This window comes from Haloglycomyces albus DSM 45210 (genome assembly GCF_000527155.1).
Taxonomy (GTDB): domain Bacteria; phylum Actinomycetota; class Actinomycetes; order Mycobacteriales; family Micromonosporaceae; genus Haloglycomyces; species Haloglycomyces albus.
In genome coordinates this window covers 2446086-2471886 of sequence record NZ_AZUQ01000001.1, presented here as the reverse complement: position 1 = coordinate 2471886, position 25801 = coordinate 2446086, and the positions used below count along the sequence as shown (strand labels likewise).

Below are 25801 nucleotides of genomic sequence, written 5' to 3'. Positions count from 1 at the left end.
CCGTGTGGCCCCATCATGCTCATATATATTAGAGAGGGAAGTTGATGGCTAACGACCAATTTAGTGAACGTAGTAGTGAATCGAAGGCATTTATCTCTCTACTTGGAATTGTAGCGGTAGTTTTTCTTGCATATATGTTGCCAATGGGTGGATTTATAGCTGCTTATATTCTGTCTAAGAATGGGCTTGAAAACCGGCCAAAGGTCGTACGAGTTCTCTATTGGATTGCTGGAATAATTTTCGTTGTACAAGTTTGTATTTTTGTTCGGTTTACATTTGGTTGGCCGGGCGCAGAAGAGACCTTCTATGAAAGTGATGAAACTGTAGTTAACGAGTTATTGAACCGGAACTAGATGGTTCTTAGTGTGTATCGGACATGCTTTCTCTAAAAGTATGGGAGCTTCCCCCTTTGGTGGGGACACCTGATCGGGCTGGGCCGGCAGGGCGTGTTGGAGTTCCGGGATCGTCCTGAAGTGACAGAACGTGATCGGTTGGGGTGCCAATAAAAGCAGGCACGGTCTCCCTCATCATATGAGTGTCGAAATCGTATGATGCTCAAGGAGAAACCGTGCCCTCATTCTCATCGTCCCAAGTTTCTGCTGTCTTGTCGCATGCGGGTGACCTCTAGCGTGACGATCTCCCCGACTTGCGCGATTATCTCGAGTTTGTGCCTGATCCCCGTTCGCGACGAGGCCGGTAGTATCCGCTAGCTTCGGTCCTGGCCGTCACCGCCGTCGCTGTCTCCTGCGGGGCCGCGACCATCGCAGAGATCGCCGAATGAGCCGACGAGTTGGGTGACGACCTCCTTCAACAGCTGGGATTCCGGTATCATCCGTTCCAACTGCGCACGTCACCCTCGCGCGCTTGCATCACCACCATCCTCACCCGCATCGACGCCGACGCCCTGGATCAGGCCATAGGCCAGTGGCTGATCGACCGCCACCAGATCTCCCTGAACCAAAACGTCGACCAGGACAACTCCCCTCCGCCTTTCGGCACACGACACCTCCTGGCCGCGAAGGCCCTGGATGGCAAAAGCCTCAGAGGTTCCACCGCCCGAGGCAACCAACGCCGCCACCTTTTGTCCCTGGTCACCCACGACGACGGGATCACCTACGCCCAACACGATGTCGGGACAAAAACCAACGAAACGACCGGATTTATACCACTCCTCGAGTCCTTTGATCTGACCGGCTCCGTTCTCACCTTCGACGCCCTCCACACCGTCAAAAAGCTACTGCGGTGGGTCCACGAAGAAAAGAACACCTACTATATCGCCGTCGTAAAAACAATCAGAAGCTGCAATACCAAGCGCTCAAGGCCCTGCCATGGAACACGACCCCCATCGGCCACACCACCTCAGACAACCAACACGGCCGGAAAGAAACCCGGTCGGTCAAAGTCACCTGCGTCGACGAGACCATCAAAGCGCTACGCCTACCCGGAGCCAACCTCGCCATTCAGCTACACCGACGCCGCACAGCAGGCCGAACAAAAGAAACCCGCGAAACCGTCTCCAACCTCCCCGCCCACCTGGCCATACCCGAACACATCAACCACTACATGAGACGACACTGGACCATTGAAAACCGCTCCCACCACGTCCGCGACCGCACCTTCCGGGAAGACGCTTCCACCGTCTCAACCGGAAACGCCCCACGCGCCATGGCCGGACTCCGCAACCTCGCCATCGGCGCCCTCCGACTCAACGGAGCTATCAACATCGCCAAAGCCTGCCGCCACAACGCCAAGAACCCCGAACGAGCCCTCCCCGCACTCGGAATCACCCCATAACCGAAACTCCAACCGCCCTAGCAGGGGACCGTGCCTGCTTTTATTGGCACCCCAACCGATCACGCTCTGTCACTTCAGGACGATCCCGGAACTCCAACACGCCCTGGAGACACCCCCAAAAAAGTGCTGGAACTGGAGAAACTAAGCGACACAGGGTTCGATCGAATATACTGAGAGCCCAATATCCGTTCCCGCAATGATGACTGGACTCTTGGAAAAATGCGAATGATAGGCTCATCGTCATCGACTCCATTCGAAAGTCTGCCGGTTAGTAGCAAATCAGACTCAATGGCTCTGGGCCTGATCTTCCGTTGTATCCGCTTCCTTCCGCAAGAGTTGGAAAGCACTTCCGCGCAGGACGTGGATGACACCGCTGCGTATCCCTTTAGACAGCCCGATCAAGCGTCTCGGATCTACCGATAGCGGTCGACCCACGACAAGTCTTCCCAGTCGTCGAATACGTCGTTTTGGCGTTCTTCATACTCCTCGAAATAGGAAGCCCACCGGGCAGGCACGTGCCAGTCGATTTCGCCATGAGGAAGAGGCCTGGCCTCTTTGATTGCCGGAATCCATGGCCAACCTTCTATAAACATGGGCGATTCACGAAATTCTCCCTGCAGGAGCTTCACCAGAAACGAAAGGAATCCACATTCGAACTCTTGCCACGTGCCGTCGTACACCACCACCGTCCACCGGTTCGGGTCTTGATTGCGGGTATCCCAGAGATACATGGCACCGTTTTGATCGCCACCCCAGTAAAAGAGCCCACCTTTTTCCGGGTAGAGCGGTGGCCAAGGTTGTGGCCCAATCGGCCTGTTGGCGGCGTCGAATACGCAGACGCGGGCTTCAGGAGTCGCGTCCCGTGCGGCCCGTAGCCCCCTCAGAACGGACATATGGTTGTTACGTGTAGTCCATCGCTCCCGGTGGGAGAGAAAGTTGGCCACCAAAAGTTCATTACAGACTTCCAGGGCTGAATAGTGAGCCGCCCACGCGCAATAGTCATCGGGCAAATTGATACCGGTCTCATTGCTGAATTTTTCGTATTGGGGAGGACCCGGATCAATCTCGGGTTCACCCACAAGGGTGACGAAGTCTCGCAGCATGGGTTTGTCCTCAAAGTGTAGTAGATATTGTCGCCAGGTCCATCGAAGAGAGCCACAGTCCTTTGTTCGGGCTTTTACCCAGGAAGACGCCCAATTGAGCTACGTACGGTCCTTCACCAATCGACGGTGGAGGAGGGGCAGCAGTTTCATGTTCTTAGCACTCATTTGACCGCTCGACCATTCTCTGTGACTCCATCGATTGCCACGCGAGTGAATTCGAGACGTATCTTCACCGAAAACCGAAATATCATCTCGTTCCTACCTCTAACTCTGTCCCCGGGCTTAAGTTCTCTAATCAAGAGGACCGCCATCTGACAGTCACATTTTCAAGGCTGCACCACGATTCGTATATCCTCAAAGTTCCTGTTCAACAGTAGCTTCCGGGAAAACCGCTGTAAGCTTCGTAAATGTTACGGAAACAATAATCCTGCATTCCGCCTCCTTTATAGATGACGAGAACTCGGATGCCATAGAGCGGCGGATGTCGAGAGTCGTCCTGTGTCTCGCCACGGAAGACAGGGACGGACACATATAGTGCTTCAGCGCCTTCGTTGATGAGCCGTTTCACGTCAGTTTCAAACGGCCTCATCGCCGTGTTATTAGTGGGTTCATGCAGACACGTCACCAGGTTATCCAATTTTCCATACCCACTGAGCTGTTTGCCAAGCAGATGACACCGAGCGTACGTATATTGGCCTTTTTCCGTCACCTCGTTGTTTTTGGGCCAATCCCACGGTTTGTAGCGCTTCGCTGGTTCACCCTCAGGCACAGGGGCGCACAGATGTGCGGCGGCCCCCGACGCTATTGTCCCGCCTTTGCGGCTGTCGTCACTGCCCTCCCTTCTCCTATCAGTATTCCCGTATGATCGGACAGTCTTGCAGTTTCCCTCTTTAGAGAACTTAATTTCCTCAACTTTCCCGGCGTCATTGACCACGACAATGTTTTCCTTTTTCAGGTCTTCCCACACAGATTGGTCAATGTCGGCAGAATTTAGCTGGTCCAGATCCTGCTGTGGTGTGGTAGGCACGGTGGCTGCGCACAGCTCCTCGCTGGTCCATTCGAAATCACCGGTGCGGTTTTGGATCCGAAGCCGGGAGGGTTTCGGGCCAGTGCCCCTACAGGCTGTGGATTTGTCGCGGTTTTTCCGCAATCTCTGAGTTAGCGTCTTGCGATCGGATTGAGCATCCGGAGCAATCCTCTCCGGTTGTAGAGCCGTGTCGTTCTTGCCCGCAACGATTGTGACGACCGACCGGCAGTCGTTGTTGAGTGACTTGCCGAACCGGCTGTCAGGTTTGGCTGACAGCACCGTCATGGCATCGTCCACGACGGTGTTCAGGTCTTTTCCACCGTCACCAACAATCAGGTAGCACTTGGAATCCTTCGGGTTTTCCCGGTCGCTGAGAACCCGGGCCGCAGTGATCTGCCTGTCGGAGTCGGTGGTAGTGGTAAGAGTGACGGTCGGTTGAGCGGGGTTCGCCAGTTCGGTCAGAACGGTGTCGAGGGCTTCTTGATAAATCGGGTAGTCATCGGCAAAAGTGTTGTTCTGGTGTGAAGCTATGGTCGACCATCCGTTGAACCGGTCGCCTGCCTCGGCCAACCGTTGCTGCTGTGGAAGAGGACTGAAATCGTTGTCGCCGACGTCGATATCCACAGCCGAATCCGTTGCTCTCACAGCTCCGGTAGGATCAACGTTTTCGTCAAGCATATGTGAGACGGAGCCGATCACAGTGGACTTGAAACCGTCGGATACGTTTTCGAGTGCCGTATCGAGCTTCGCTCGGTCAATGGGGTTATCGAGCCGTTTGGCTAGTTTCCGATACTTTTCTTCGCTAGCGCCGTGGACCGTCGGCGAATATATAAAAGCCGAGTAATTGATTGTTACCCTGGTCGTCTCCCCGGGACGCGGAGTCGGTGCCGGATTGGAGAAATTCATCGTCGGGGTCGTTTTGCTGTCTCCTGGCTGAATTGTGCCAAGGTCGTGTGTACGAGACCCCATCCCTGGGGTGGCGCTGGCATACACCACGGCTTTGCCCGGGCCTTGACCAGAATTGGTGACGGTGACTGACCAAGAACAGGTCGGCGAACTACAGGTGGTGGAGATATTGAGGGAGGGCGTCAACTTAGGCTTGTCCACCATCATTTCAGCCTGGGCTGGAGGTGGGGTCGGTTCATCGGTTTCTGCGGAAGGGTTGGTGTTGGGGTCGGGGTTTCGGGACGTGTTCTTTCCCGAGTACGTGTCGTTCGACATCCGGCTGACGTGGTCAGCGGTGGAGGATGGGGCCCGGCTGGGCTTTTCCAAGGTCGCATGGCCTTCTCCACTACCGGGGGCTCTGAAGGCGGGTTGGGTACTGTAGCCGTCTACGCCGCCACCTGCGGGGACGGACCTCGCCGCAGGTTCGTTGCTTCCGACGGTCTGAAAAAGGCTATTGGCTAGTGGCCCCTCGAGCCGAAGAACCTCTGTAGGCATCGTGTCAGACAGGACAAGCGTCCAATCCTGATAGGTGAGGGCGCGGGCTGGAATCCCGCCGACCGACGTGATATTTGGAAGGTCCTCACCATGTTGCACGATCGTCGAGATTAGGGTGGCGATGGCGCCTGGGCTGAGGTCTTCGGTGACGTCGATGGGGAAAGCGGCACCGTCGTCTGGGCGAACCCACTTGTCGGCTAGGGCAGTGGCTTCGCCGGGCGAGCGTCGACCCCACCATGACTCGTCGCCCCAGGCAACGGTGCCGTCAGGAGTTATCTGGAGATCTGCTGAGCCGGAATGGGAGTCGGAGACGGAACCGATAGCGTGGCCGTCGTCGGTGACGATGAACCAACCGGTGGACTCTACCCCGTCGGGAGCGCGGTAGGTGTAGGCGAAGGAGACGGCCGGAGCGTCGACGAAAACGGCAGCCGGGTCATCCTCGATCACTCCGGTGCTACCCTCAAACCCATTATCCAAGACCACGATTACCAGAGATGCGAGCACCAGTACTGTGCAACCAGCTGCAATCCACAACAATGGAACCTTATTCGAGCGTGGTGTCGCGGAAGGGGGATACGATATGTCCGACCTCATAGACTCTCCTGATTAATGTTCACCGGGATTTGGAGTGTATTGGGGCGCAAAGATTCTCGAATGAGGTTCATAATATGACATTTTTGATCCTATGGAAACACCTATCTTCCAGGTATAATCAACACCTGATAGGCCAAAGTGTCGATGCCCAAGTCATATTCAGCTGAATTTAAGGGCGACGCGGTGCCTCTGTTTACCTCTGCGGGGGCGACAATGACGAGCGTTTCAACGATAATCCTGGTTTCCATAGCTATGTGGGTGACTACAGCTGTATGAGAAACAACCTCATCATCACTCTAATCAAACGCACCTAAACAGGTTTCAGAATGTCAAGAACATGGGATTGATGGCCCCAGAATCGTGCCGGACCGTATTGGATCGCGTTGACAGATGCCGTAGAATCCAACTAACCAAATGCTAACCGTGGAACCGTCCAAATTTTGGAGCCGAGGCCAGGATTATCTCCTGAACTCGGCATTTGCGGTCGGGAAGACAGGATTTGAACCTGCGACCCCCCGCTCCCAAAGCGGGTGCGCTACCAAGCTGCGCCACTTCCCGTGGATATCGACTGATATCCGTATCGAAGTCGCCGTTGCGAGTGCATTGCGGCGAACCAGAAACCATGGTACCTTACCACCTGCTTCGACCTCGAGCCGGGAGGTGGTGACCCGGCCGACTGTTCCGAACCGGCAAACGGTAAGAGGCTATTCGGGGGCACCGTCGATCCCACTGCGCATCGCGCGAGCCATGTCCGCATTATCGGTGTCGCCGCTGGATTCCCAGTAAAACGCCCCACCAAGCCCTTTTTCGCGAGCGTACGCCATTTTGGCCTTCACCGTCTCCGGAGTGTCGTAGCCCCACCAGGCGTCGCCGTCATAGGCGTACGCCGTACCTCCGACGATATTGGTGGCGGGGGCCGCTTCCCGCAGCCACCGGTACGTCGCGGCTCCCGGTTCACCGTCGCTGTCCGCGGGCCCGGTGGCGACACTACCGGGAGTACCAGTCGGCACACCCTTCCAGCCGCGCCCGTACAGCCCAACCCCGAGGTAGATCTTTTCCGGCGGAACACCTAGTGCGATGAGCTTGTCGACCGAGGTCTCGGTGCAAGCCGGAGATTTGGGATTGCCGTCAAAGTCGTACAAGGCCGAATGCGGTGCCACGGCCGTGTCGTTTCCGTTCATATAGTCGTAGGTCATCAACAGGTAGGCGTCGATATAGGGGGCCGCTTCGTCGTAGCCGCCGACGTCGAGGATACCTCCCGACGAAGCGTCGGCACCGATAGCGCTGGTGACCAGTTCGCCCCCGAAGCGGCGGCGCAATGTCTTGATGAGGTCGGGATAGGCGTGCGGCCCCGACGTATCGGCTGCGATCCCCGTGGCATTGGGGTATTCCCAGTCGATGTCGATTCCGTCGAATACGTCCGCCCAGCGTGAGTCGTGCAGAAGCCGGTAGGCGCTCTCGGCGAACTTTTCCGGATCACTTGCCGCGTCGGAAAACCCGGGCGACAGTACCCACCCTCCAAAGGAGTACAACACTTTCACATGTGGGTAGCGAGCTTTGAGTTTACGGAGCTGCCCCAGGTGCCCTTTCAGGTCGTCACCGTCGCCGTCCGCCTTTCCGTCGACTGCCTCGCTCTCCGTGTACGGGCGTTGGTAGGTCTCGAACGGATCGTGCATGACGGCCTCTCCGTCAACCACATTGCCGAAACCGTAAAGGATGTGGGTGATCTGCGCTGCGGCGCCTGATTCATCGAGGTTTTTGGCGAAGAATCCGTTCGCGGCTCCCCACTCGGGGAAGTACGCATAGATCGGTAGCTGGGGATTGGTGTTCATTGTGCATCTCTCCCAGAAAATGGAACGCGATATGAGATAATACCTCACATACCTTACAGTTCCGCCTCGCGGTTGATGACATCGACCGCGACATTATGGGCTCGCCTGGTCAGAGCACGATAGTCGTTCAGGAATTCCTCGGAGTCGGACCCGTATCCCAGATACTGCGAGAGGGTATTGAGCTGTTTCCCGAGTGGCGGAATCTGATCGCGTGGGGCGCCTTGGGTCAGCATCATGGCGTTTCTTACGCGCGACACCAGAATCCACGCGTCCGCCAAGGTGGAATACTGCTCTTCGTCGACAATCTCCGCGTCCCAAGCCGCACGCAAGGCTCGCAGCGTCGACGGTGTGTGCAACTCTGCGACCGTCGCATATCGCATTTGAAGGAGCTGGACGGCCCACTCGATATCGACCAGACCACCGCGACCCAGTTTGGTGTGCGTGGAGCGATCGGCGCCCCGGGGCAGCCGTTCGGTATCGACTCGGGCTTTAAGCCGACGGAATTCGGTCAACTCCTCGGTGCTCAGTCCTCCAGGCCGATAGCGCACTGAATCGACGAATTTACGCAAATCCTCCTGGAGCTGCGCTTCGCCTATCACGACTCGCGAGCGCAGCAGTGCTTGGCGTTCCCACAGCTGAGCACGTCCCCGATCAAAGTATCGTCGATAGGATTCCCAGGAGGCCGCCAGGGCTCCGCCCTTGCCTTCGGGACGAAGCCCGAAGTCGAGTTCCAGTGGTGGTTCGTTGGAGGGTGCGCTGAGTAGGTCCCGCATTTGGGAGACGACTTCGATGGCTCGCCGGGGGTTTCCATTGTGTATGGCTACGATGTCGGCGTCCGATCCGTATGACATTTCCATTCCGCCGAACCGGCCCATGGCGATGATCGCTAGGGGCAACGGCTCTTCCAGATCGCGTTTGACTATGGACATCGCCGTGGCGATGACGGCCTCGGTCAATTCGGTCAACGCGGTGGCGACCTGCGTCATGTCGATGACTTCGAGAAGGTCGCCGGCGGCGATGCGTAGTAGTTCTTGACGTCGGATCGCGCGTACGGCGGCCATGGCCGCGGCGGGTTTACGGTGGCGTGACGCTGCGGCCCGCATACCTGCTTCGAGGGTTTGCCGTTCCCGCGGTCGCAGGTCGGCGTCGTCGGCGAGGTATCGCAGGGCCTGTGGGCTGCGTTGTAGGAGTCCGGTGAAGTATCGGGAGGTTCCCAGCAACCGCGCCAATCGGGTCACGGCCGGCGGTACCGAGTTGGGTCCGTCGACTGAACCGGCGTCGCGCAGGAAACGCAGGTACCACGGGGTCGATCCCAGGGATTCGGAGACTTTGCGATAGGCCAGTAGTCCGTGATCGGGTTCCGGTACGTCGGCGAGTTCGTCGAGGACCACGGGGAGGAGGTTGCGTTGCAATACGGCCGTACGGTTGAGTCCGCTGGTGAGGCGGCGTATATGTGTCAGAGCGGTCGCGGGGTCGGTGAATCCGAGTGCCGCCAATCGATCGGAGGCCGCTGCCGTGGTGAGTCGCAGGTTCTCGGTGGGAATGGAGGCGACCGCGTCCAATAGGGGTTTGTACAGTAGTTTTTCGTGTAGTCGGCGCGCGGTGGCGGCGTGGAAGCGCCAGTCGCGCTCGAAGTCTTCGTCGGCGACGTAGCCGAGGCTCTGTCGCAGTTGTGTCAGGGCCGGGCCGGGCTCGGGAATTTGATGGGTGCGTTTGAGCCGTCGCAGTTGCAAGCGGTGTTCGGTGGAGCGGAGAAAGGCGTAGGTGTCGGTCAGGTCGGCTCCGTCTTTTCGGGCCAGGTATCCGCCGTCGACGAGGGATTCCAGGGCGGTGAAGGTTGAGGATACCCGCAGGGCGGCGTCGGCGCGGCCGTGTACGAGTTGCAGGAGCTGTACCGCGAATTCGATGTCCCGCAGGCCTCCGGGACCGAGTTTCAATTCGCGTTTGCGTTTGGCCGGTGGTACGGATCGTTCGACTCGTCGCCGCATGTCTCGGACGTCGTTGACCAGGCTGGGTTGGTCGATGGTTTCCCAGATCATGGGTTCGACGGTGCGCCGCCATTCGTCTCCGAGCGCGAGGTTTCCGGCGGCCGGGCGGGCTTTGATCAGCGCTTGGAATTCCCATGGGTGCGCCCATTCGCGTAGGTAGTGAAGGTAGGATTCCAGCGAGCGCACGAGCGGCCCGTTGCGTCCTTCGGGGCGGAGATTGGGGTCCACCTGCCAGGTTTGGGCGGAGACGACGCGACAGACGTATTCGGCGCGGCGGGTGGCGATGTCGATGTCTCCGGTCGCGACGAATACGACGTCGACGTCGGAGATGTAGTTGAGTTCTTTCGCTCCGGTTTTTCCCATGGCCACGATGGCCAGTTCGGCGTCGCCTGGGTGCTCGTCGACGGCGAGTTCGTAGGCGCGCTGTAGCACGGTGTCGGCGAGTCGGCTCAGCGCGGACACGGTGGTTTTGAGGTCACTGGTCCCGCGAAAGTCGTCGATGGCGATGCGGGAGAGGTTGATTTTCCATGCTTCGCCGAGGTTGTCCGCGTTGGCGGTGCGGATGTGGGTGGTGGGATCGGCGTCATCGAGCGCGTCGCGGTACGAGGGGTGGCGTTCGATGAAGTCGCTGAGGGTGTCGGATACGGCGTTCAGAGCCGTGAGGTCGGTGTCAGCCATCGATGAGGTCGAGGGGTTTGCGTCGTCCGGTGACCAGTCGTCCGAAGCGTTGAATGATGGGTTTCCAGGTTTCGACGATGTGGGTGTCGACACTTGCGGCCTTGTCCAGGGCATCGGGTTCGAAGCCGCCGAGTTCGGCGAGTTGGTCGGGGTCGAGTTCGAAGTGGGACTGGCTGGCCCAGGCGTGGTCGCCGATGCGGAACACGTCCTGGCTGCCGTGGGGCGAGGCGGCCAGTAGGGTCGCGTCTTCGGGAAGCCGCACCAGTTCCTGTCTTCTCCAAGCGACGACGTCGATGGTGAGCGGGGCGGGTCCGAATACGGGGTCACGACCTGCGGCATCGCGTTTGCCCAGCATACGGGCTTCCGCGACCTTCGTGTCTTCGAGTTCTCCCCCAAGGTTTTCGCCTAGTTGTCGGGCGGAGGAGCAGATGGCGAACAGGGGCGTGCCGTCGGCAACCGCCGTTTCCATGAGAGCCCCGAGTTCCTCGGACCATTCGACGCCTCGCCCGCCGCCAAGGGCGATGAGGGAGTCGTATCCTCCGACGGTGCGAGGGATGAGGTCTCCTGCGTGCGGTCGGAGCGTCTCAAGATCCAGGCCCACCTCGGTAAGCCAGTCTCCGGCGCGTCCGATTCCCTGCTTCGGATTGTTCTCGATTACTAGAGCGGTTGCTGCCACGTGGTACATGGTAACGGCTTGTTCCCGTGAAGGGGAAGGTGTTGTGCTTGCTTTAGAACAATGCTGGATTGAGGATGTGTTTTTCGTGGTCAAGAAGGAATTTCTTCCGCTCGATTCCACCGGCGTAACCGGTGAGGCTTCCGTCGGCTCCAATCACTCGGTGGCACGGGACGATGAGGGATACGGGGTTGCGTCCATTGGCCAGCCCTACGGCCCGAACCGCACTCGGCCGGCCTATATGCTGCGCCAATTCCCCGTATGACCAGGTGTGGCCGTAGGGAATGTCTTGCAGGCCGCTCCAGACTTGTCTTTGAAACTCGGTTCCATCGGGGTCGAGCGGCACGGTGAACTCCTGGAGTTCACCGGCGAAGTACGCCTTCAGTTGTTCCATCGTTTGAGCCAGGACTGTATTACCGGCTTCCTTGGGAACGGTGGGTTCCTCGTTGAGGTGCAGTCGGGTCACGCCCTGATCGTTTGCGGTGAGATTGACGATTCCAATGGGGCTGTCCATATAGGTGTAGTACATTATCTCTCGCTGCTTTCCGGTAGTCGGTTGATGTCGTGATCGGTGGCGGCCCAGAGGTACTGGACGGCATAGGATCGCCATGGAGACCAGGCTTTGCCATACCGGGCCAGACCCTCCGCCGTGTCAGGCAGGCCCACACGCCGTGCCCCCTTCCGTGCCCCCAGATCACCGGCCATGGACACGTCGGGATCTCCAAGCGCACGCATGGAGACGACATCCGCCGTCCAGGGGCCTATTCCACGTATCCGCAGGAGCCGTCGGCGGGTGTCGCGCCAGTCGCACCCGGGAGACAGATCGAGATCTCCCGCCACGATGGCCTGTGCGGCTTGACGAATCGTATTCTTCCTCGCTTCCGGCATCGCCAGGAAATCGAGTGAGGATTCGGCGATGGCCTCTGGGTTGGGAAAGATTCGGCTCAGTTCACCGTCACGATCGTCGGTCTTCTCCCCTAGCTCGCTGACCAGACGCTGCGCGTGTGTTCGAGCCGCTCGAGTGGAAACCTGTTGGCCGATAACGGCTCGCATCAGCATTTCGACGCTGTCAAAGCTACGCGGGACGCGTCGACCAGGCGCTGTCGCCACCAATGGGGCCAGACGCTCATCGATTGACAACGACTCGTCGATGGCCACCGGATCGGCGTCAAGATCCAACATCCAGCGCAGTCGGTTAATGGCGGTGGAGATGTCGCGGAGATCGTTCAGCCGTAGGACGCAGTCGATATAATCCGTCCCCGGCGCCACCGCCACCGTTCCGACTCCATACGGCAGGCGGACGGTGCGCCGATAGTATCCGCCACGCCACTCTTCGACGCCGTCGATCGCCGTGGCGACCAGATGGCCGAAGAGATTATCCGGGCACAGGGGCCGTCTGAACGGCAGACGCAATGCCAACGGATGGCTCACCGACGCGCTTGACGACTTTTCGCGCAGTTCGCTCGGGGTCGAATTGAATACGTCCGACACCGTCTTATTGAACGCTCGAATGCTGGAAAATCCGGCGGCGAACGCTATGTCGCCAATGGTCAAGGTCGTGTTCTCAATGAGCAGTCGTGCTGTCTGAGCACGTTGCGTGCGCGCCATCGCCTGCGGCCCGGCACCGAATTCCTCCAGGAAATGACGTTCCAATTGACGGACGCTGTATCCCACTTCTCGCGCCAAGCCGGTGATTCCATGCCGATCGACCACCCCTTCACGAATCAGCCGGAGCGCGCGAGCGGCGATGTCGGTGCGGTAGTCCCAGTCGGGAGACCCGGGGGTCGCGTCGGGTCGGCATCGTTTGCAGGCCCGATATCCGGCCTGCTGCGCGGCCGCCGCCGTGGGATAGAACGTGATATTGGCGGGTTTCGGGGTACGTGCCGGACAGGAAGGACGACAGTAGATTCCTGTGGTCGAGACGGCCAGGCAGAACCATCCGTCGAAGCGCGCGTCCTTGCTACGCACGGCCCGCAGACAATAGTTCCGATCCAATCGCATGATTCCAGCATGACCGACGTGGAACGCCATCGCTAGCCGAAATACGACATGGCAACGGCGCTCTCGAAGCCTACCGGTCCGATGCGTTTAGAGGTTGCCGTAGCGCTCGCGTTCGTACGCCGACACCTGAGTACGGTAGTCCTCCCACTCGGCACGCTTGTTCATGAGGAAGTAGTCGAATACGTGTTCTCCGAGAACTTCGGGAATCAGTTCGCTCTTTTCCATCTCGTCGAGAGCCTCGGCCAAGGAAGCCGGGAGCGGTCGATAACCGGCCGCGGTCCGTTCGGCTCCCGTGAGCGCCCAGAGGTCGTCCTCGGACCCCGCAGGCAATTCATAGCCGTTTTCAATGCCTTTCAGACCGGCCCCCAGAAGCACGGCATATGTCAAGTAAGGGTTCGTCGCCGAGTCCAGCGAACGGATCTCCACCCGCGCGGAGTTCGGTTTACCGTATGCGGGAACCCGCACCAGAGCCGAACGGTTCGAGCGGCCCCACGACACGTACGCGGGCGCTTCGGAAATCTTTCCCGGCGTATGACGGGCGTACAGGCGCTTGTAGGAGTTCACCCACTGGCAGGTGATGGCGGTGAACTCCGGAGCGTGGTGCAGCAGGCCCGCCAAAAACGACTTGGCGTTCGCCGACAGTCGTGCTTCATCGGTGGGATCGTGGAAGGCGTTGTCTTCACCCTCGAACAACGACATGTGGGAGTGCATCCCCGAACCCGGTTGGTCGGCGAACGGTTTGGGCATGAACGACGCGACAACACCGTTGGAGGTAGCCACTTCCTTGATGATGTGCCGGAACGTCATGATGTTGTCCGAGGTCGTCAGGGCGTCGGCATAACGCAGATCGATCTCCTGCTGCCCGGGAGCGACCTCGTGGTGGCTGAACTCCACGCTGATACCGGAACGTTCCAAGGCCAGAATCGCCTGTCGCCGGAAGTCGCGGGCCAGCGAGTGGGTGGTGTGGTCGAAGTAGCCGCCATCGTCCACCGGGACCGGATCGGCACCGTCCGCGATCGAGTCCTTGAAGAGGAAGAACTCGATTTCGGGGTGTACATAAAAAGTGAATCCCGAATCCGCGGCACGCGCCAAAGTACGCCGCAGGACGTGCCGAGGATCAGCCCAGGACGGAGTTCCGTCGGGAGTCAGAATGTCACAGAACATGCGAGCGGACTCCCCGATGCCCCGCCCTTCGAACGGAAAGATCTGGAAGGTATTGGGGTCGGGCATCGCGACCATGTCGGACTCGTGTACTCGAGCGAAGCCTTCAATGGCCGACCCGTCAAAACCGATACCGCCTTCGAAGGCCTGTTCCAGTTCCGCCGGGGCGACCGAAACCGACTTCAAGGTCCCCAAGACATCGGTGAACCACAACCGCACGAATCGAATATCGCGTTCTTCCAAAGTACGAAGAACGAATTCCTGCTGACGCTCGGTTTGGCTCATGGCAACTCCTCGCTGACCGTGGTTGTCCTTGGGCTAGTCTGGCACGCTCATGTTACCGAGATATTAATCCGAGGGTGAGCGGTGTATCCGGGAGAAAACGGGCGTTTACGACGTGGCTTTGATCGCCCATTCGTCAATGAACCGGTACAGCTCGGTCAAGTCGTTGGCGGAAACGGTCGCCTTGGACCACGGACGGCTGAAGTGGTCGATGTACCCGGTCACGCACCCACGCTCGGCCGCCGGAGCCAGGTCGTTTTTCGGAATGTCACCAATGGAAAGAATCGACGACGGCTGCCGGCTCTCCAAGCGGGTGTCGAGCACTTCCTCCAAGCCGGTCGGTTTGCGAGCGCCGGTGATCACTTCGTCGAACAATCCATCGAGACGCAGGTGATCCAAGATCCCGGCCATACCGGTCTCGGGGGCGTTGGTCATCAAAACGACCTCGACCTCACGCGGCAGCGAGAAGATCAACTGGTCGAATTTGGCGGGGACGGACATGTTGTATTTTCCGTATCCCAGGTTCTCCCTGACCTGTTCAAAGGCCTCGTCACGCTCCGCATCTGCGATTCCGGCCTCACGCGACAGAATTTTCACCACATGGTACGGGTCGAGGGCGTCAAAAGTCGACGCTGACGTGGGTTTTCCATTCAAGAAGGCAGTCAGTTCCCGCATGAACTCCGCGGCCGCTTCATTGTCCAAACGAGCGGTCAGTTGGCGAGCATAGTCCAATACCGGTTCATTACCCAGGCACAAGGTACCGTCAAAATCTAGAACGAGAGTTGCTGTAGTAGTCACAAGTGGCGACAGTACCCGTTTTCACACTGGCATTTAAGGGAGAGGCGACGAACGACACGTTCACAATTCCATTACGTTTTCACCGCCGTGCCGGACCCTGGGGGCGCGACATTCCGCCCCCAGCAACAAAGGTTCTATTCGAAGCCGTGTTCCTTGGCGGGGAATTCCCCACTACGAACCTCGGCGGCGTAATCCCTTGCCGCCTGCGCCAAACCATCGCCCAGCTCAGCGAAACGCTTGACGAATTTAGGAGTGCGTCCGTCGGTAAAGCCGGCCATGTCCTGCCAGACCAACACCTGTGCATCCGTGGAGTTCCCGGCACCGATACCGATCGTCGGGACCGGAATCTGTTTAGTGATCTCCTCGGCGATCGAAGAAGTGACCATTTCCAGCACCACCGAGAACGCCCCGGCATCGACGACCGCCTGCGCATCGGCAAGCACTTCTGCGGCTTTGGCGTCACGCCCCTGAACTCGAAAACCGCCCAGGGCATGTTCGGCCTGCGGAGTGAACCCGACGTGTGCCATAACCGGGATTCCGGCGTTGGTCAGTGCCCGGATCGTGTCCGCCATGCGACGCCCGCCCTCAAGCTTCACCGCTTGAGCTCCGGCCTTCATGAATCGCGATGCCGTCTCCACGGCCTGAGAGGGACTCGCCTCATAGGAGCCGAACGGCAGATCCGCCACCACCAGAGCACGCTGAGCGGACCGTACTACCGCTTTGACCAGCGGAAGTAGTTCGTCTACCTCGACCCGCAGGGAGGACTCGTAACCGTAGACCACGTTGGCGGCGGAGTCGCCGACCAACAACGCTGGAATGCCTTCCGCATCGAAGATACGAGCGGTCACGGTGTCATAGGCGGTCAACATCGGCCACTTCTCACCACGTTCCTTGGCTTCCTGCAGATGCCGAACGCGAACGCGCTTAATACGCGACTGTGAACCGTAAACGCTGCCAATATCACTGTCTGACATATGTTCTCCTTCAGAACTCGTGGCCGATCAGATCGGTCCCCGGTGCCGGAACAACCGTGCGTTCCAGCGAGTTTGAACTGTAACGCCTAGCCACACGAATCGGGGGCAACCCCACCTCCGATAGCGTTGGCTCGCCTCAATAGATTACCTCTATGTCGTTTGCGCCCAAGCAAGCCGACTCGCATCGCCTGAGGAGTATTTCACATTGACGCAAGGGAGTTTCTCCATGCGCACAACCGAACCCCGGAACCGACCTGACTATTGACCCAGCCAAAACCTCAAACAAAAGCCACTGACATGGCACTGCACAAACGGCTAGCCGCGTAGCCAAGACGAAGGCAACGACTGCATCCCCTCTGGTTTATCCAACCGACAAGCTTCCAGCGAAGCGCAGAAGCGGTAGAGCAGCAGATACCTTCAGGAATGCTAGACCACCGCTCAAACCCCTGACGTAATCGGCGGCAGAAAGTACGGGGATGGTAGAGCTGGCCGTACCTTCACGAGGAACTCGACCACCACGTAAATTCCTTACTGGACTGGCGAGCTTCCAGCGAAGCGCAGAAGCGGTAGAGCTGGAAAGGAGCTGGGATTGGCTGAGGTGCTGCGAATTCGCGCGAGGAGGACTCGTAGCGGCCTCATGGCCGCAAGAGGCCCCCGCAGCGCGAAGGCGTAGTGCCTCAGCCAATCCCAGCGGTCACCTACCTACCCCCTAAAACGGTTGGTGATGGGCAACCTCCGGTCTTTGCCGAAGGATTTGGCGGAGATCTTGGTACCGGGTGGCGTCTGCCTTCTTTTGTACTCGGACCCGTCCACCAGCTTGGTTATTTTGGTGACCAGTTCGGCGTCGTAGCCTTTGTCGACCAGTTCGGAGCGCCCCACGTCCTGATCGACGTAAAGGTCCAGCACGGCATCCAGCACATCGTAGTTCGGCAGGGAGTCCTGGTCGACCTGGTCGGGGCGCAGTTCCGCCGAGGGGGCCTTGGTGATGATGTTGTCGGGGACGGGTTCGGTCTGGCGGTGGTTGCGGGCGTGTTCGTTGCGCCAGGTGGCCAGGTCGTAGATCAGTGTCTTGGGCACGTCCTTGATGGGGGCGAATCCGCCGACGGAATCGCCGTACAGCGTCGAGTAGCCGACGGCGTATTCGCTCTTGTTACCGGGCGCGAGGACCAGATGTCCGTGCTGGTTGGACAGCGACATCAGGAGGACGCCGCGTATACGCGCCTGTAGGTTTTCCAACGCCAGCCCTGAGAGGGCCAACTGGGATAGGACCGCGTCCACGGTCGCCTGTATCGGTTCGACGGTGTAGTTGATACCGGTGCGATCGGCCAGGTCGGCGGCATCGTCGAGGGAGTGCTGAGACGAGTTTTGGCTGGGCATGGCTATGGCCCACACATTGTCCGGGCCGAGGGCGTCACGGGCGAGTGCCGCCGTGACGGCCGAATCGATTCCGCCGGACAGACCGAGCAGGACACTTTCGAAGCCGTTCTTCCGTACATAGTCGCCGAGTCCCAGTCGTAGTGCTTCCCAGATTTCGTGGTGGGCCAGCATGCTGGGGCGGAGGTTGGACGCTGTATTGGCGGGTTTGTCGTCGCGCGGTTCGGTGCTGAGGTAATGACGTGTGACGCTCATCGGCACATTGGTGCTTTGGTTGGAGACGTCTTCGGTGTCGTCGGCTGGTGGCAGGTCCAGGTCGGTGATAATCATATCGGTGTCGAACCGTGTCGCGTTGGCCACCAGTTCGCCGTGCTGGTCGACGATCATGCTGCCACCATCGAAGACCAGCTCGTCCTGCCCGCCGACGATGTTGAGGTAAGCGATCGGGCAGTCGGTGGAAACGGCGCGTCGACGCAGGAGGTCGAAGCGTTGCTCCATCTTTCCCTTTTCGTAGGGTGAGGCGTTGGAGCTGATGACGAGCCCGGCGTGGGCCTGTTGTGCGGTTTGGAAGGGGACACCTTCCTGCCAGAGGTCCTCACAGATGGTGAAGGCGATGTCTACCCCACTTATGCGGGCAATGTGCAGGTTGTTTCCGGCGACAAAGTAGCGGTCCTCGTCAAAGACTCCGTAGTTGGGAAGATGATGTTTGAAGTACTGAAAAACAACTTTACCGTGATATAGCAGGGCAAGGGCGTTACGAATCCCCCGCGACCCCTCCGTCGGGTTATCCACTTCCCCGATCGGTCCATCGGCGTCCAGATAACCTACCGTTACCGGAAGATCTCCGTACCCGTCCGCTTGGAGGTCACCGGCCAGTCGCATGAGTAGTTCACGACTTTGTTGAATGAAGGTGTGCCGAAGGGCCAGATCTTCCACCGGATAGCCACAGAGCGAAAGTTCCCCGGTCACGAGCAGGTCGACACCGGCTTTGTGAGCGGTCGCGGCGGACGAGCGAATGAGTTCGGCGTTGCCGTCGAGGTCCCCGACGGTGGGATTGTCTTGGGCCAATGCGATACGTAGAGTCGGCATGGTCCTATTTTGTACTGTGTGGGGCGTCATTACGTCGAGTGTCGCCGAAGCCGAGGACATCGTCTCGCCCAATGGGAACCTGGCGGACTACCACGCCGGTTCGAGCCAGAGAATGGCGCTGAGCACGAATCCGTAGACCACCACTCCGACTCGCACCGGCCGGTCGGGCAGTTTCTGAAGGTAATGACTTCCCAACCAGCCTCCCAGCAGCGCGGTCGGCACGATGACGGCGATCGCCCACCAGGATACGGGTGTCCAGATCGAGTAAATGACCGTCGTTACCACCCCGACGACGGCGGTCATGGCGTTCTTCAACGCCCCGATGCGAGCCAGCGATTCCGGTAGCGTCGCTCCCAAGACCGCCAGCAGGACCAGCCCGAGTCCGGCGTTGAAGTACGAACCGTAGAGACAGCCGATACCTACCAGTAGATGCAGCCAGACGATATGCGGTTCGCCCTGGGCATGCGACTGCACAAAGCGTTGGATCAAGGGTCCGAGCGCCATGAGGATCGCCGATATCAACACCAGGAGTGGAACGATGTTTTCGAACACTTCGTGCGAGGTGTTGAGCAGGATGATCGTTCCCAACGCCGAGAATACGGCGGCGGTGGGGATCAGTTGCCGTACCCGATTGCCTTGCCCGACCAGCTGTCCGCGTGCTCCCGCCGTGGCCGCGAAATATGCGGGAGCCACCGCAACCGAGTTCGAGGTATTGGCCCACAACGGTGGGACACCGACCGCGATCAGCGTCGGATAGGTAATGAGGGAGCCGCCACCGGCGATGGAGTTCAGCACTCCAGCGCCAAGTCCGGCGAACAACAACGCGACAACCTCGAGAACACTCACAGTAGAATTAGCGTACGCTTGTATTGCAGGATGAGTCGGCTAGACGGTCGCGGCGGTGAAAAGGCTCGCTTTTTGCGACCCACTCCGCCGAGGAACGTCCGGACTCCATAGGGCAGGGTGGTCGTTAACAGCGACCCGGGGCGACCTGCGGGAAAGTGCCACAGAAAACAAACCGCCTGGCGAGGAGTCATTCCCCGCGCAGGTAAGGGTGAAAAGGTGAGGTAAGAGCTCACCAGCGCCATCGGTGACGGTGGCGGCTCGGTAAACCCCACCCGGAGCAAGGCCAAGAGGGGCGGCGGCTCAAGCAGTCGCGGTTCTGTGCGAAGGACAGTTGCCCGCTGATTGTCACGATTCGTGGCTACCTTCGCGGGTAGGCCGCTTGAGTCCGTCAGCAATGGCGGACCTAGATAGATGACCGTCCACGACAGGATCCGGCGTATCGGCCGACTCATCCTCTCCGACCTTGAGGCAGAAGGTCGGGAGTCGATTTCCTGACGTAAGAGCGTTCGGGACTCTGACAGACGTTGTCCGGCAAGAGTTAAGGTGTCGGCGTGAATCAACCTTCGGTACAACGACGCCGAGCGCCGTTCTGGCGCCGCACTGTCGGATGGGTTTTCTATCAGCTCCCGCATCCACTGCGACGGCGAATCGTCCGTATTGCCACTCCGACCTACACTCTGGGATCGGTCGTTCTGGTCACCGACCCGCAAAAGCGGCAATTGCTCATGCTGCGGCAACCTCCCGGACGCAAATGGAGTCTTCCGGCGGGGCTTCTGGATCGACGCGAACAACCGGTCAACGCCGCGCAGAGAGAGCTGTGGGAGGAGACCGGCATCAACGCCGACACCGACGAACTGCGGCCGGCCGACCCGTGTGCGGTCGTACATACCGACGGGCGTTGGGTGGACAACGTCTACTGGCTGGTGCGCGAGCCACGCGATACTCAGCTGACCGTCGACGGCGCCGAAGTGTGGGACGCGGCCTGGCATCCGATCGACGACCTTCCCGTCATGACCCGACCCACGGCTAAGCTGCTGCGCTGTTTCCTGGATTCCGACCGTTCGTTTCGGACGCGACACTGAACGACGTCGTTTCAGCAAAAAGCGGCGGTGAGCCCGTCTGACTCACCGCCGCTGACATCATGTCGTTACGTTGCCGGGTTTACTCGACACCGGTCCGTCGTGTGCCCGTGTAGTACTCGAACAACAGTCCGCCAATGGTGAACAGCAAGGCGATTCCCCCGGCCACGATCACCCAGGTGACCATGTAAACCAAACCCAGACCGGCCAAGGTCGAGGCCAGGGCCAGACCCAGCGGCCAATACGATCCGGGGCTGAAGAACCCCACATTGCCCGATACGTCGGAGATCTCGCCGTCCTCGCGGTCTTCCGGACGAGGATCGATGCGGTTGGCGATGATGAGGAAGGCCAGCCAGATCATTCCGGTCAAAAGCCCCGACATCACCAGCGCGACCGTTCCCACCCATTCGATGCCGTCGGCGCTGCCGTAGGCGGGATTGGTATTGGTGTGGGTCCAGTACCCGTAGATTCCCGCGAACAGGAACATCGACACTGTGACCGACAGGAAGATCTTGTTCTCGGTTTTCATTGCCTGCCGCCTTCCTAACCTTCCGCGCCATCGCGCGAAGTCTCGAAGACATCCGTCGTCTCAGCGTACGGGTCTTGGCCGATCTCTTCCAAGGCCTCCGGCGTCGACGCACCGGACTCGATGGCGGAAATGAACGTCGCGTAGTCGTCTTCCTCGACCACGCGCATTTCGAAGTTCATAAACGCGTGGTAGGCACCGCACAGTTCGGCGCAGCGACCGACAAAGCTACCGGTGCTCTTGAAGTCGTACTCCCACGCGCTGTCCTCTCCGGGAATCACGTCCCGCTTGAACAAGGTGTCGGGAACCCAGAAGGAGTGGATGACGTCCTCAGAATGGCTCTGGAACTGGACCTTCTCGGATTTGGGAACGACCAGAATCGGAATGTAGTCGCTGTCGCCCTTCTCCACGTAAGGTTGTCCGTCCGGTCCGGTCACCGGTTCTCCATTGTCATCCTGATAGGAGAACTGCCAGTTCCACTTCAACGCCGTCACTTCCACGACGTATTCGGGGTCCTCGGAGACCTCGGTGACGTCGGTTTGAATGACGGCCGTGAAGTAGAAGAGCACGGCGATGATGACGACCGGAAGACCCGTAAAGAGGATCTCCGAGGGCATGTTGTACTTCGTCTGCGGGGGAATGTCATCGCTCTTCTTCTTATAAGCGACACAACACCAGAAGGTCAATCCCCATACGATGACACCCACGGCGAGCGAGGCTATGACCGCTCCGATCCACAGGTCCATCATCATCTCTGATTGATCTGTTGGCTGTGAAGTGGGCCAACCCAAATGAAACATGTCTACGAGGCTGCATCCGGAGAGCACCACGGGCAGCGTCGCCGCAATGGCGACGAGACCGACAGTGCGGCGGGTACGGCCGCGAGCTATGCGGAACGGTTTTCCGACCACCTGCTCAAGCCTTTCTGGGCGTTTGGGTTTGGGACCGTCGTGCCATCGGCGTGCCGATCTCTCCCGGGCGAATCGATCTGGCGAGTCGGCGTCACGACATCGGGCCGACGGTTGTGTCGCGTTAGAGCCTATCGGTTAAGTCTAGATCACGGTGCAAAGGGGTTGGGTGAAATGTGGCCATGTCCTATACATTGGAGCCGTGGACGAATTCTACTTTGACGCGGCCACCGCCATGCCGCCGAGCCGGGCCGCACGCGAAGCTTACGCTGCGGCTTTGAACGAAGGCTGGGCGGGCCCCGGGCGACTGTACACATTGGGTCGGCGCTCGCGGATGCTACTGGACGCGGCGCGTCAATCCGTGGCCGAATCGCTGAACGTCCGCGCCGATGAGGTCACTTTCACATCTTCCGGATCGCAGGCCGTGCATTACGGCCTATTGGGAATGGCCCATGGCCTGGGTCGCGATGCCGAAATCCTCTCCAGTCAAGTGGAACACTCCGCCGTTCTGCACGCCGCCGCCTGGTACGCCGATCGCGGGGGCACCACAGACTCGATCCCGGTCGACCGACTGGGACGCATCGACCTTGGAGTCCTTCCCCCTCTAGGTGACGATCCGTCCGTCGTCGCCGTCCAAAGCGCCAACCACGAAGTGGGAACCCGGCAACCGCTGTCCACCCTGCGACACCGACTCGACGGTCGCCCCTGGGTCTGTGACGCGGCGGCGAGCCTACCGTGGGAGCCGGTAGAAGACGGCTGGTCCGTACTGACCGGCTCGGCCCGTAAGTGGGGTGGCCTGGCGGGATGCGGGATTATGGTGGTGCGCACCGGTTCACGCTGGCGACTGCCGTTCCCCGGCGACGACGCCTCGCCACAGGAAGCGGTCGGGGAGGTCAATGTACCCGCTGCGGTGGCCGCCGCGGCGGGCTTGCGTCACGCGGTGGAACAACGTCGCGCACAGGCCGATCGAGTGAGAGCGCTGGCCGAGCAATTGCGAAACGAGATATCCGAGACGGTTACCGAGGTCGAAATGCCAGGTGACCCTGACGACTGCCTACCGAATATTGTGACGTTCTCCTGTCTCGGCGTTGACGGGGAGGTGTTGCTGACCGAATTGAATCGAGAGGGCTTCTCCGTCTCCTCGGGATCGGCGTGTGCGTCAAACCGGTTCCGGCCCTCACATGTCCTTTCCGCCATGGGGGTACTCAGCCACGGTAACGTCCGTCTTTCACTCCACTACGACACGACCGAAGCCGAAATCGACCAATTTCTCAACACGCTCCCGAAGGTAGTGAACCGGCTCCGGGCTCTGGGGCGGGATTAAAATCGCGGATTCTGCCGGTGTGTCGGTCACTTGAATGCACCGCATTCTCATTCCGCAGAATTCAGAATAATTCGAATCATCTATCCATAACGGTATCTGTAGATTCACATTAAATGGAACTCGAATTATTTGTACTCACATCTACAGGCAATTCTATACCGCTTTTTCTTTGGGCCGATATCGTGAATTCCCATTATCGCCGCCGCCGCTTCACGACCCTTCCCCTCGAGAGGGGAAGAGCGCAAGCGCTCGTCAAACAGCGTATGGGGACCGTGTTGCCGCAAGGGATTTCACTACGACAGTCACTGTAATCACTCTAGAAACATCAGTAACATCAGAAACATTTAGCTCACCTGAATGGGAAATACACTCGTTTCTCATAATTGTGATCTCTCTGTATCTAATTACCAACTGCAGAATAACGATTTGACAAACCGTCTTCTGTTTTCCATCACACTGCTGCAATGTTTACACATCAGACACGAAAAACACTGTCCCACGGAGGGTAAAGTGAAAACTTCAGCGAAATCCGCTGTAGCTGTCGGTGCGGTGGGCATGATGCTGCTCGCCGCCTGCGGCAGTGACGACGGAGAAAACGGCGCCGCGAACGTCGGTGGCCTCGAAGACTGCAAAGAACACCCGAACGAATGCAACTCCGGCGACCGCAAGGACGGCGGTGAAGCCGTCGTAGCCATCCCGCAGGCGTGGGAAGGCTGGTACGAGCGTCGTGCCGGGTCCGGTTCGGTGTACAACATGTACGCCACGTCCGGGATTATTCCCCAGGTACAGGATGGCGGGTATCAGCCCGACCAGACGTACGAGTACAACCAGGACGTGTTTGCTGAAGAGCCCGAACGTTTGAACGAGGACGACGAGCCCCTCAAGGTTCGCTACGAGTTCAAGGAAACCGCCGTTTGGGACACCGGTGAACAGATCGGTAGCCTGGACGACTTCCTGTTCTACTGGTACTCCAGCACCACCGACACCGACCTGTGCGCGGACCAGGAGAAGTGTGACCCGCGTGGAACCTCGTACGGTGACAAGGTCGAATCCATCGAAGAGGTCGACGGTGGAATCGAAATCACCTACATAGAGGGCTATGCCGACGCCGAATGGCACATCGGTGCCCCGTTCAGCGTTCCCGGCCATGCGGCCACCGAGGCGGGCTTCGACTGGAAGAACGACCCTGAGGAAATGTCCGACGCGGTCGTGTGGATGGACGAGACCATTCCCACCTGGTCGGGTGGCCCCTACAAGATCGAGCCGGACTCGGTCGAGATGGGCGACGCCGGTACGGTAACCATGGTTCCGAACGAGAACTGGTACGGCGAAGTCGAACCGACCTTGGACAAGCTCCACATCGAAGTGATCGGTGAAGAGGGCGCCGCACTGACGGCCCTGGAGAACGGCGAGGTCGACGCCATCCTGCCGCGTTTCGACAGCGCCTTCGTGGAAAAGGTCGGCGACATTCCGAACGCCGTCTCCACCATCTACGAGGCCAGCGTGTGGGAGCACTTGAACTTCAACACCAGCAACGAGTTCCTTGCCGACAAGGAGCTACGTCGGGCGATCTTCAACGCCATCAACACCCAGGACATCATCGACGCGACCTTCGGTCCCTACGTCGATGACATGGAGCCCCGTACCAACCACATCTTCTCCGAGAAGAGTGAGTACCACGAGGACTACCTGACCGAGACCGGCTCCGGCACCGGTGACCTGGACGCGGCCGAGGAGATCCTGAAGGACGCCGGCTACACCGGCTTCGGTGACCAGCTCATGACGCCCGACGGTGACCCGGTCGAGGGCCTCCGCCTGACGCACGGCGCCAATGCCGAGCTGCGTGCCATTACCCAGAGCACCGTCCAGTCCACGCTGGAGGAAATGGGTATCGGTGCCGAAGTGATCGCCGACGCCCCCGACGCCTTCGGTTCCAACCTGGCGGAAGGCAAGTTCGACATCACGTACTTCGGCTGGAGCGGAACGCCGTCGTTCGTCGGATCGGCCGAGTTCTACTGGCACAGCGACAGTGGCGGTAACTACGCCGGAATCGACAACCCGGAAATCGATGAGGCGGCTGAGAACTCAGCAACCACGTTCGATATCGACGAGGCTGCCGCGCTTGAGAACGAAGCTTACAAGCTGGCCGTTGACGAGTACGCGGTGCTCCCCGTTCTGACTCAGCCGGGCATCGTGGTCTTCAATGAGGACCTGGTGAACGTTCGTCCGAACGGAAGCAACTCGCTGAACTCGCTCTACAACATTGCCGAGTGGGGTTGGGCAGCGGAGTAATCCCGTTTAACCGTCCGA

At 59.3% G+C, this 25801-nt stretch carries 21 protein-coding genes, 1 tRNA gene, 1 other RNA gene and 1 pseudogene; 8 read left to right on the top strand and 16 right to left on the bottom strand.

The features are described 5' to 3' along the window. The first annotated feature begins 44 nt into the window (after positions 1–44). The gene (locus tag HALAL_RS18630; protein WP_156937717.1) at positions 45–353 is read left to right on the top strand and encodes a hypothetical protein; all 309 of its coding nucleotides are present in this window, start codon (positions 45–47) and stop codon (positions 351–353) included. A gap of 353 nt (positions 354–706) precedes the next feature. Here the strand turns inward: HALAL_RS18630 and HALAL_RS19220 are convergent, their stop codons facing one another. Beyond that, on the bottom strand, positions 707–832 hold the full coding sequence (locus HALAL_RS19220) for a hypothetical protein (protein WP_281171620.1): 126 nt from the start codon (positions 830–832) through the stop codon (positions 707–709). Here HALAL_RS19220 and HALAL_RS19335 point away from each other — a divergent pair. Together HALAL_RS19335 and HALAL_RS18920 are read left to right on the top strand one after the other, a co-directional pair. Then, positions 791–1228, top strand: a pseudogene (locus HALAL_RS19335) (ISAs1 family transposase); the annotation flags it as partial. The gene HALAL_RS19220 and the pseudogene HALAL_RS19335 sit on opposite strands and share 42 nt — an antisense overlap. A 14-nt stretch (positions 1229–1242) precedes the next feature. Then, complete coding sequence (locus HALAL_RS18920; RefSeq protein ID WP_051462918.1) at positions 1243–1794, top strand: transposase; 552 nt, start codon at positions 1243–1245, stop codon at positions 1792–1794. Positions 1795–2207: 413 nt separating this feature from the next. Here the strand turns inward: HALAL_RS18920 and HALAL_RS0111490 are convergent, their stop codons facing one another. After that, complete coding sequence (locus HALAL_RS0111490; RefSeq protein WP_025274148.1) at positions 2208–2897, bottom strand: hypothetical protein; 690 nt, start codon at positions 2895–2897, stop codon at positions 2208–2210. 367 nt (positions 2898–3264) lie between these two features. Then, positions 3265–4830, bottom strand: a complete 1566-nt coding sequence (locus tag HALAL_RS18840) for a DNA/RNA non-specific endonuclease (RefSeq protein WP_169732445.1) — start codon at positions 4828–4830, stop codon at positions 3265–3267. A gap of 124 nt (positions 4831–4954) precedes the next feature. On the opposite strand from HALAL_RS18840, the gene HALAL_RS18835 reads away from it, so the two are divergent. Next, positions 4955–5251, top strand: coding sequence for a hypothetical protein (locus tag HALAL_RS18835; RefSeq protein WP_169732444.1), 297 nt, complete (start codon positions 4955–4957; stop codon positions 5249–5251). 1191 nt (positions 5252–6442) lie between these two features. Here HALAL_RS18835 and HALAL_RS0111475 read toward each other — a convergent pair. The 11 genes from HALAL_RS0111475 to HALAL_RS0111425 all read right to left on the bottom strand — a co-directional run bounded on the left by HALAL_RS0111475 (position 6443) and on the right by HALAL_RS0111425 (position 19654). Beyond that, positions 6443–6516: transfer RNA gene (locus tag HALAL_RS0111475), tRNA-Pro, on the bottom strand. Positions 6517–6662: 146 nt separating this feature from the next. Further along, complete coding sequence (locus HALAL_RS0111470; RefSeq protein ID WP_025274146.1) at positions 6663–7790, bottom strand: glycoside hydrolase family 18 protein; 1128 nt, start codon at positions 7788–7790, stop codon at positions 6663–6665. A 53-nt stretch (positions 7791–7843) separates the two neighbouring features. After that, positions 7844–10456 carry a bifunctional [glutamine synthetase] adenylyltransferase/[glutamine synthetase]-adenylyl-L-tyrosine phosphorylase gene (locus HALAL_RS0111465; RefSeq protein WP_025274145.1) on the bottom strand — a complete coding sequence of 871 codons (2613 nt, stop codon included), beginning with the start codon at positions 10454–10456 and terminating at the stop codon, positions 7844–7846. Continuing rightward, positions 10449–11132, bottom strand: coding sequence for a type 1 glutamine amidotransferase (locus HALAL_RS18830; protein WP_169732443.1), 684 nt, complete (start codon positions 11130–11132; stop codon positions 10449–10451). The genes HALAL_RS0111465 and HALAL_RS18830 overlap by 8 nt, the downstream gene beginning before the upstream one ends. Before the next feature lie 52 nt (positions 11133–11184). Further along, entirely contained in the window at positions 11185–11658 is a 474-nt protein-coding gene (locus tag HALAL_RS0111455; RefSeq protein ID WP_029767819.1) for a methylated-DNA--[protein]-cysteine S-methyltransferase, read from the bottom strand. After that, the gene (locus HALAL_RS0111450) at positions 11658–13130 is read right to left on the bottom strand and encodes an AlkA N-terminal domain-containing protein (protein WP_025274142.1); all 1473 of its coding nucleotides are present in this window, start codon (positions 13128–13130) and stop codon (positions 11658–11660) included. Before HALAL_RS0111450 ends, HALAL_RS0111455 begins: the two co-directional genes overlap by 1 nt. Before the next feature lie 87 nt (positions 13131–13217). Next, complete coding sequence (locus HALAL_RS0111445) at positions 13218–14576, bottom strand: glutamine synthetase family protein (protein ID WP_025274141.1); 1359 nt, start codon at positions 14574–14576, stop codon at positions 13218–13220. 105 nt (positions 14577–14681) lie between these two features. Then, the gene (locus HALAL_RS0111440; RefSeq protein ID WP_156937715.1) at positions 14682–15371 is read right to left on the bottom strand and encodes an HAD family hydrolase; all 690 of its coding nucleotides are present in this window, start codon (positions 15369–15371) and stop codon (positions 14682–14684) included. Positions 15372–15505: 134 nt separating this feature from the next. Continuing rightward, positions 15506–16345 (bottom strand): 3-methyl-2-oxobutanoate hydroxymethyltransferase, encoded by an 840-nt coding sequence (panB, locus tag HALAL_RS0111435; RefSeq protein WP_025274139.1) that lies wholly within the window; start codon positions 16343–16345, stop codon positions 15506–15508. A gap of 702 nt (positions 16346–17047) precedes the next feature. Beyond that, the gene (locus HALAL_RS0111430; RefSeq protein ID WP_025274138.1) at positions 17048–18808 is read right to left on the bottom strand and encodes an NAD+ synthase; all 1761 of its coding nucleotides are present in this window, start codon (positions 18806–18808) and stop codon (positions 17048–17050) included. Positions 18809–18895: 87 nt separating this feature from the next. Next, positions 18896–19654 (bottom strand): sulfite exporter TauE/SafE family protein, encoded by a 759-nt coding sequence (locus HALAL_RS0111425; protein ID WP_025274137.1) that lies wholly within the window; start codon positions 19652–19654, stop codon positions 18896–18898. 31 nt (positions 19655–19685) lie between these two features. Between HALAL_RS0111425 and rnpB the strand changes: the two genes are divergently transcribed. After that, positions 19686–20109, top strand: an RNA gene (gene rnpB, locus HALAL_RS17905) — RNase P RNA component class A. 96 nt (positions 20110–20205) lie between these two features. Next, on the top strand, positions 20206–20736 hold the full coding sequence (locus HALAL_RS0111420) for an NUDIX hydrolase (protein ID WP_025274136.1): 531 nt from the start codon (positions 20206–20208) through the stop codon (positions 20734–20736). A 79-nt stretch (positions 20737–20815) separates the two neighbouring features. Here the strand turns inward: HALAL_RS0111420 and HALAL_RS0111415 are convergent, their stop codons facing one another. Both HALAL_RS0111415 and ctaC read right to left on the bottom strand, forming a co-directional pair. Next, complete coding sequence (locus HALAL_RS0111415) at positions 20816–21262, bottom strand: cytochrome c oxidase subunit 4 (protein ID WP_025274135.1); 447 nt, start codon at positions 21260–21262, stop codon at positions 20816–20818. 14 nt (positions 21263–21276) lie between these two features. Continuing rightward, complete coding sequence (ctaC, locus tag HALAL_RS0111410) at positions 21277–22170, bottom strand: aa3-type cytochrome oxidase subunit II (RefSeq protein WP_025274134.1); 894 nt, start codon at positions 22168–22170, stop codon at positions 21277–21279. 199 nt (positions 22171–22369) lie between these two features. Between ctaC and HALAL_RS0111405 the strand changes: the two genes are divergently transcribed. Continuing rightward, positions 22370–23491 carry a cysteine desulfurase family protein gene (locus HALAL_RS0111405; protein WP_029767817.1) on the top strand — a complete coding sequence of 374 codons (1122 nt, stop codon included), beginning with the start codon at positions 22370–22372 and terminating at the stop codon, positions 23489–23491. Between the two features lie 510 nt (positions 23492–24001). Beyond that, positions 24002–25783, top strand: coding sequence for an ABC transporter family substrate-binding protein (locus HALAL_RS0111400; RefSeq protein ID WP_169732442.1), 1782 nt, complete (start codon positions 24002–24004; stop codon positions 25781–25783). Positions 25784–25801 lie beyond the last annotated feature (18 nt).

Excerpts from the sequence above, each read along its gene's own strand:
- HALAL_RS0111450 (WP_025274142.1), bottom strand. The coding sequence starts at position 13,130 with ATGCGATTGGATCGGAACTATTGTCTGCGGGCCGTGCGTAGCAAGGAC.
- HALAL_RS0111470 (WP_025274146.1), bottom strand. The coding sequence starts at position 7,790 with ATGAACACCAATCCCCAGCTACCGATCTATGCGTACTTCCCCGAGTGG.
- HALAL_RS0111455 (WP_029767819.1), bottom strand. The coding sequence starts at position 11,658 with ATGTACTACACCTATATGGACAGCCCCATTGGAATCGTCAATCTCACC.
- panB (WP_025274139.1), bottom strand. The coding sequence starts at position 16,345 with ATGTCAGACAGTGATATTGGCAGCGTTTACGGTTCACAGTCGCGTATT.
- HALAL_RS19220 (WP_281171620.1), bottom strand. The coding sequence starts at position 832 with ATGATACCGGAATCCCAGCTGTTGAAGGAGGTCGTCACCCAACTCGTC.
- HALAL_RS18840 (WP_169732445.1), bottom strand. The coding sequence starts at position 4,830 with ATGAATTTCTCCAATCCGGCACCGACTCCGCGTCCCGGGGAGACGACC.
- HALAL_RS0111445 (WP_025274141.1), bottom strand. The coding sequence starts at position 14,576 with ATGAGCCAAACCGAGCGTCAGCAGGAATTCGTTCTTCGTACTTTGGAA.
- HALAL_RS0111415 (WP_025274135.1), bottom strand. The coding sequence starts at position 21,262 with ATGAAAACCGAGAACAAGATCTTCCTGTCGGTCACAGTGTCGATGTTC.
- HALAL_RS18630 (WP_156937717.1), top strand. The coding sequence starts at position 45 with ATGGCTAACGACCAATTTAGTGAACGTAGTAGTGAATCGAAGGCATTT.
- HALAL_RS0111490 (WP_025274148.1), bottom strand. The coding sequence starts at position 2,897 with ATGCTGCGAGACTTCGTCACCCTTGTGGGTGAACCCGAGATTGATCCG.
- HALAL_RS0111430 (WP_025274138.1), bottom strand. The coding sequence starts at position 18,808 with ATGCCGACTCTACGTATCGCATTGGCCCAAGACAATCCCACCGTCGGG.
- HALAL_RS0111465 (WP_025274145.1), bottom strand. The coding sequence starts at position 10,456 with ATGGCTGACACCGACCTCACGGCTCTGAACGCCGTATCCGACACCCTC.